We start from the raw sequence: 6324 nt of genomic DNA, 5'->3' as shown, positions 1-6324 counted from the left end.
CCCACCAAGCTCCTCGCTGGCACGTCATCGGCCACGACTGCACCTGCGGCGACCACCGCGTCACGCCCGATGCTGACCCCGGGCAGGATCATCGCCCCGGCACCGATCCATACGTTCTCCGCCACATCGATCGGTGCACCGGTGAGGAATCGGCGCCGTTCCTCCGGGTCTACCGGGTGGCCCATGGTGATGAACGTGGCCTTCGGGCCGATCATCACGCCCCTGCCCAACCGGATACCGGCGTAGTCCAGGAAAGTACACCCCTGATTGATGAACACGCGCTCGGCCAAGTCCAGGTGCAGTCCATGGTCGGTGTAGAAGGGCGGGTAAATCGTGACTCCTGCTGGGAGAGGGCGGCCCAGGATCTGTTCGAGCAGGGCTGCCTTTCCGGTCTCGTCGTCGAAGGGCAGGATGTTGAGACGGGAGGTCAACTCCGTGACCTGCACAACCCGCTCGTGCATCGCTTTGAACTCGGCACCGAGAACCCGTTCGCCCTGGGCAAGGAGCTCGGCATCGTGGATCAGCATGAAGTTGTCGCTCGCCATCCCGCCATACTTGCGCATCTGACCGACGAATAGATACTCGGTCATCGGCTATGAGCGGACACCCTAGAAGGTCCGCAACCGGTCCGCAGAGGCACCAGACTGGGCCCTACCGGACCAATGCCGCCAATGACCGAAGCCGCCGGTCAGCCGACGACGCCCTCCTTCTCCAACGGCAGCCCATCCAGGCAAACGTCGAGAAGCACCAGCTCAAAAACCGTTGTCCGAAAGGACGTGTGGGTTCGAGTCCCACACTCGGCACCACGGTCGATCCCGACTCCAGGGGTCATCTTCCGACACTCCCCCCGATCTGACATGGGGCGGAGTGTCCGGCTGCGGCGAGACTTCGATAATCCGAATATTGTGCGGCGCAATAGCTTCCGCCTGATTCACCTTCGCCCGGTCGTCCTGTGGAAAAGTGCCCGACACCGGGCCGCCTGCCGTCGCCGATAGCCGGTACCGATGGGGAACGTTGAGAACCAACCGGATTCAGCCCTCCGGGGCGGCGTCGGCATGCTTCTCGTCGTAACGCTTCCGTGCGGATGCGACCTGTGGCGAGAATTCGATAATCGTGGACAGCAGTTCACCGAGTGAGTCGACGACCGCCTCGCCCGTCGGGGTAAGGCTGTATTCAACGTGAGATGGAATGGAACGCACCAGCTTCCGATCCACCACGCCGTCACGCTCGAGCACCTTCAACGTCTGCGACAACCTGCGCTCGCTGACGCCGCCCACAGTGCGCTTGAGTTCGTTGTAGCGGAGCGTGCCATCGCGCAGCGCGACCAGAATGAGTAGCGACCAGGTGTTGGCAATGGTGTCGAAGGCCTCCCGCACGGTGCCCGCACGCGCGAGCACCTCACTGACCGACACTCGACGCCCCGGCCGCCAGTCGTCACCCATCGCTCCCACGCTCCTTTCTGCGCATGAAGACTACACTTTGCGTGTACATGCATATTGCATGTACTCTCACTTTGAGAGCGCTATTCTTCCGAGGAGGTCTACGACATGGGTACCGAGTACAACGACTGGACCGTGGGTGACAGCAACACCGTCACCTTCCATGCCCCCGCCCACGCCGTCTTCGATCTGGTCACACAGGCCCGCTTCTGGCCCGAATGGCACGTCGCCAGCCACGACGTCGGCGGCGTCACCGAACGCCCCTACCGCGTCGACGATGTGATCTACGAACACGGCCGCCTCGAGGACGGCAGCGAACAACATCTCTACTGGCGCGTAGTCGACCAGGAGTACGCCAAGTCCTCCCTGATCGTCGACGACAACGTCGGTGCGGGCCTGCAGTACTCGCTCACCGAGGACGGCGAGGGCACCACCACGTTCACCCGCCGCACGCTCTACCACCCCGACTCCCCGTTCTCCCCCGCCCAGCGCGCCCTCGTCGCCGAAGCCAGCGCCGAAAGCGTCCAGGGTCTGCACCGTCACATCACCGCTCTCCTGGACAAAGAACACAGCAGCATCCCCGCGGCCTCCGCATAACCGACCGCCGCGGGCGGCTGTTGCCGAAGGTCCCGCGCCAGCGCACGGCCCTCGGAAGAGGTCCCCAACTGGTGAGGTTGCGCATTCGACCGTCGCCGGTTGCGGTCGATTCTTCGGACCACTCGGGCGTCCGTTCGGCCACGCAGGCGACGGACTACACCCCAGCAGCGAATGTGCCGCCGAATCCGGCTGATGGACAACGAATTCGCCGCGTCGTTCAGCGAACCTCGCGGTGGTCCAGGGCGAAGTGACGGCCACCGAAATCGACTGCGGTACAGGCCGTCCGGCGTCGATACGGAACATGCTTTCCCGTGGTGACACACGACCGCATCTTCCCGGGTGAGGTTGTGAGAAGTGGAGTCCGGCAGGGGGTTCGGGGATAGTCAACCCTGGGTTGACGGGCTAGGGTGGCGGGATGCGCCTTGTGTTTGCCAGCCTTGCGACTGTGGGGCATGCGTATCCGCTGGTGCCGCTGGCGGTGGCGGCTCGGGAGGCGGGGTGCGAGGTGCATTTCGCGGTGGGGGCGGGGATGCACGGGGTGATCGGGCGGCATGGATTGGGTGCGTTTCGGCCGGGGGATTGTTTTTCCGAGATGTATGCGGAGGATATTGCGGGGGATTTGGAACGGTTGCGGCCGGATCTGGTGATTCATGAGTGGGGGGTGCCGGGCGCGGCGATTGCGGCGCAGCGGGCGGGGATTCCGGCGGTGTGGCATGGGTTCGGGCGGATGTTTCCGGAGGGGATCGGGCTGGAGATGCCGATGCGGGTCGCCGGGGTGGAGGGGGTGCCGCATATCGATATTTGCCCGGTCTCGCTGCAGGACAAGGAATTTCTGAAAGAGGACCGGATCGAGTTGCGGCCGGTTCCTTACCCGGAAACGGGGGAACTGGGCGCGTTGCCGGGCATACCGTCGTCTCGGCCACTGATCTACCTGACGCTGGGCACCGTGTTCGGCACGCCGGGACTGCTCACGCAGGCCTTGTCCGGGCTCTCTCGGCTCGACGCCCAGGTCATCGTCGCTGCGGGGCGGCTGGATCCGGACGAGCTCGGTGCGCTACCGGGCAACGTCAGTGTTCACGGCTGGGTGCCGCAGTCCCGGCTACTCCCCCACGTCGATCTCGTCGTCCATCACGGGGGCAGTGGTACCACGCTCGGGGCGTTGAATTTCGGAGTGCCGCAACTGGTCCTGCCACAGGGGGCCGACCAGTTCGCCAATGCGGATGCGCTGGAGGCGGCGGGTGCGGCGATTCAGCTCGGGGCGGGCGAGGTCGACGCGGACACGATCGCCGATCGGGCGGCGCGGTTGCTGCCGCGACGGGGCAATCCTTATCGAGAGGCGGCCGAGGCGGTCGCGACGGAGATCGCTCGGATGCCCGGGCCGGATGAGGTCGTCGAGCGGCTGCGCGACTACGTCGCGGGCCGATAGGGGGACCGGGCCCGGCTCGGATGGGCAATGCGGGGGATAAATCGGGGCGAACAGTCGGATTTCACTACGGCGGGCCGCCGCGTCGCGCATCATCGGTGTCCGTAGGTCCGAGAGCATGGTGGAGGTTGCATGCGAATCCCGATATCCGCAGTGGCGAAAGTGGGGCCGGCCGGGGTCGGCCTGGCGGTGGCGATTGTGGCGTTGTGCGCTGGGTGCGGGACGGAAACGGGCGGGTCGGCGGTACCAGCCGGGACAGGATCGACGGCGGGAGAGACGACCGTGGCCAAAGCTACGTCTTCGAAAGCATCGAACCAGCCGTCGGATGGGCTGCCGGCTGCCTCGAACGGGACCGATCTCGGCGCCTGCTCCAACGGCAACTGCGAGGTCCGGGTCGACGGGCCGACCACGATTCCGGTTCCCGGATTCTCCCGGATCAGCAGTGTCCGGATCGGGCAGATCAGCCCGGGCTCGGTCACCGCGTCGACGACGGTGTTCGGATTGCCGGTCTCCGGGTCGACCGGCGTCGGCGGCACCATCTTCCTGAACGGCCTGACCGTGAAGATCGTTGCCGTCCAGGGCAATTCGGCCGTGCTGCGGCTGAGCACCTAGCGGGGCGCGCCGGGCCGCATCCACGTTCCGGCCGCGCACCGCACCGCAGACTAGACTTCCGGCAGGACGAGGAAACCGCGTTTTCGAACCGCGAGCACAGCGGCGCCGTAGTCCCGCACAGATCAGCGAAACGTGCGGAGGTCACGAATGCGGGTGAAGAGAATGACCGCGGACCTGTCCGAATATCCGGATCTGGTCGTGATCCTGCTCGGAATGCGCGTGCGCAAGCCGCGTGGAATCCTGCGGCTGCTGGGCGTCGGCCCCAAGCTGTACCGGTCACATCACGACATGCCGGACGGGCTCCTGTCACACGAGGATGTGGTGTGGTCGCTGTGGCCGCCGCACTGGGGTGCGCGGCAGTACTGGCGGGATCTGGAGAGCCTGGAACGGTGGACGCGATCGGACCCGCACCGGCAGTGGTGGCAGCAATTCCTGCGGGATTCCGGCGGCACCGGATTCTGGCACGAAGCCTATTTCGCCAGGGGCGGAATCGATTCCGTGTACGACGATATGTCCACGGCCACCGGGCTGGCCCGGTTCGCACGAACCGTCCCTGCTCGGGGGCGGTTGTTCTCGACGCGCGGCCGGGTCGGCGACACGGTCCGGGCCGCAGATCGGGCCGTGCCCGAAATCGCGCCCGTGATAACGGAATCCGCGTTGTACGACACGGCGGACACCAATAACTGTTCGGCTATTGATTTGCCGGACACGAACGGGCATGCTCACATTCCAGGGGCGTTGACCTGTTGCCAAACGGACACTCCGGTAAACGAGAACCAACATCAGGTGAGCGATATTCGACCGCGCGATGAACATCGCGGTTGAAACGTGTGATTCGGTCACGGAACAGTTTCGAAGCGACAACGGCGGGCATAAGTTATCCGCATGCATGTGTTGTTCGTGTGCAGCGGAAATGTTTGCCGATCCGTCATTGCCGAGCGCCTCACCCTGGCGGTGGCCGCTGACCACGGACTACAGGAGCTGTCCGCCGAGAGTGCCGGCGTACGCGCGCTGGTCGGATTCCCCGTGGAACCCCTTGCCGCACAGACGATTGTGGGCCTCGGCGGCAACGCCGACAATTTCAAGGCCCGCCGCCTCAAGGCAGAGATGGTGCACCGCGCCGACCTGGTGCTGGCCATGACCGAGAAGATTCGCGACCAGGTGCGCGAACTCGTGCCCGAGGCGCTCCCCCGCACATTCACGCTGCTCGAGGCGTACCGGATCGCCAAGGTCAGCGGCGCGCGCACCGTGGTCGGACTGCACGCCGCGCGCAACGATCTCGCGTACGTCGGCCGGGAGAACATCTCCGATCCGGTCGGCCTGTCGCCGCAACAGTTTTGCGATGTCGGCGACCGCATCGCCGAGGCGCTGGTGCCGCTGCTGCTCGCCCTGCACGCCCATCAGCATCCGCAGGCCACACTGCGCCCGCGCAGCGCCGCGGACGGGCAGCCGCCGCTGCTGGTGATAGACGGCGGCCGGGGCGAGCAGGGCAGGCGAGCCGCGCACCCGCGGCCGGCCGAATACTCCGGGCCGGCAGTCGAACCGACCCGGCACGTGGCGGAATCCGCCGGATAGCAGGCAAATCCGGCATCCGGGCCCTGGACTGTCGCGTGTCAATGCACCTTGCTGCCTGGTTGGTCCGGTAAGGGATTACACTCTCGCGCGGAACACTTATCCGTTCCGCCGAACGCCACTGCCGGTGGTTCGACACAAGAACAGGACCAAGGACATGCCGAAGCGAATTTCGGATGTTTCGCTCCATGTTTACGTGACACCTCAGACCCTGCACCGCGTCACCGAGACGGTGTGCCGGGTGGTCGATGAATACGTCGCCGATCGAGATATCTTCGCGTGGCGCTTCACCCTCCCGGTGGAGTGCGACGAACCCACCCACACTGTGCTCGAAACCCAGTGGCGGCTGGACAATCCCGGCGTGGAGCCGGGCACCCGCCGCACCTACGAGATCGCGCTCAGCCTGGTGGGCGAGGCCCGTCAACTAACCAAGGTGGGCATCGCCAAGCTCGAGCAGCGCCTCGTGCTGGAACTGTCCGCCGACGAACCGATCCCCTACATCGTGCACGCCCTGCAGCGCGAGAACTTCGAACTCGAAGAGAACCGCGAGTTGATCTAACTCTCAGAGCTCTCAGGGGCTTCGCCCCCGAACCCCCTCGAGATTTCGGGGGCTCCGCCCCCGGACCCCCGAGATTCGCCGTGCCCGACACCCCGAACGCGCCACGCCCATCACCTGGAACG

8 protein-coding genes are annotated in these 6324 nt (G+C 65.6%); 6 read left to right on the top strand and 2 right to left on the bottom strand.

The genetic code is table 11. The features are described 5' to 3' along the window. Positions 1-590: DapH/DapD/GlmU-related protein (locus tag ACFXN1_RS39205; RefSeq protein ID WP_379463847.1), on the bottom strand; the 590-nt coding region annotated here is incomplete at its 3' end. A gap of 441 nt (positions 591-1031) precedes the next feature. Next, positions 1032-1442 carry a winged helix-turn-helix transcriptional regulator gene (locus ACFXN1_RS39200; RefSeq protein WP_379441747.1) on the bottom strand — a complete coding sequence of 137 codons (411 nt, stop codon included), beginning with the start codon at positions 1440-1442 and terminating at the stop codon, positions 1032-1034. Between the two features lie 105 nt (positions 1443-1547). Here ACFXN1_RS39200 and ACFXN1_RS39195 point away from each other — a divergent pair, with 105 nt between their 5' ends. From ACFXN1_RS39195 to ACFXN1_RS39170, 6 genes are all read left to right on the top strand, one after another. After that, positions 1548-2036, top strand: a complete 489-nt coding sequence (locus ACFXN1_RS39195) for an SRPBCC family protein (RefSeq protein ID WP_379441745.1) — start codon at positions 1548-1550, stop codon at positions 2034-2036. 445 nt (positions 2037-2481) lie between these two features. Beyond that, entirely contained in the window at positions 2482-3462 is a 981-nt protein-coding gene (locus ACFXN1_RS39190; RefSeq protein ID WP_379441743.1) for a glycosyltransferase, read from the top strand. Between the two features lie 279 nt (positions 3463-3741). After that, positions 3742-4071 (top strand): hypothetical protein, encoded by a 330-nt coding sequence (locus tag ACFXN1_RS39185; protein ID WP_379441741.1) that lies wholly within the window; start codon positions 3742-3744, stop codon positions 4069-4071. Positions 4072-4218: 147 nt separating this feature from the next. Further along, positions 4219-4896 carry a phenylacetaldoxime dehydratase family protein gene (locus tag ACFXN1_RS39180; RefSeq protein ID WP_379441739.1) on the top strand — a complete coding sequence of 226 codons (678 nt, stop codon included), beginning with the start codon at positions 4219-4221 and terminating at the stop codon, positions 4894-4896. A gap of 60 nt (positions 4897-4956) precedes the next feature. Continuing rightward, entirely contained in the window at positions 4957-5646 is a 690-nt protein-coding gene (locus ACFXN1_RS39175) for a low molecular weight phosphatase family protein (RefSeq protein ID WP_379441737.1), read from the top strand. Positions 5647-5839: 193 nt separating this feature from the next. After that, a complete protein-coding gene (locus ACFXN1_RS39170; RefSeq protein WP_379441735.1) occupies positions 5840-6202 on the top strand; it encodes a hypothetical protein in 363 nt (120 codons plus the stop codon). The last annotated feature ends 122 nt before the right edge of the window (positions 6203-6324 follow it).

The sequence above is a fragment of the Nocardia sp. NPDC059154 genome, from assembly GCF_042755705.1.
Classification (GTDB): domain Bacteria; phylum Actinomycetota; class Actinomycetes; order Mycobacteriales; family Mycobacteriaceae; genus Nocardia.
The sequence above is the reverse complement of the archived record's forward strand: the minus strand, read 5'-3'. Positions and strand labels throughout refer to the sequence as shown.

Excerpts from the sequence above, each read along its gene's own strand:
- ACFXN1_RS39200 (WP_379441747.1), bottom strand. The coding sequence starts at position 1,442 with ATGGGTGACGACTGGCGGCCGGGGCGTCGAGTGTCGGTCAGTGAGGTG.
- ACFXN1_RS39195 (WP_379441745.1), top strand. The coding sequence starts at position 1,548 with ATGGGTACCGAGTACAACGACTGGACCGTGGGTGACAGCAACACCGTC.
- ACFXN1_RS39180 (WP_379441739.1), top strand. The coding sequence starts at position 4,219 with ATGCGGGTGAAGAGAATGACCGCGGACCTGTCCGAATATCCGGATCTG.
- ACFXN1_RS39175 (WP_379441737.1), top strand. The coding sequence starts at position 4,957 with ATGCATGTGTTGTTCGTGTGCAGCGGAAATGTTTGCCGATCCGTCATT.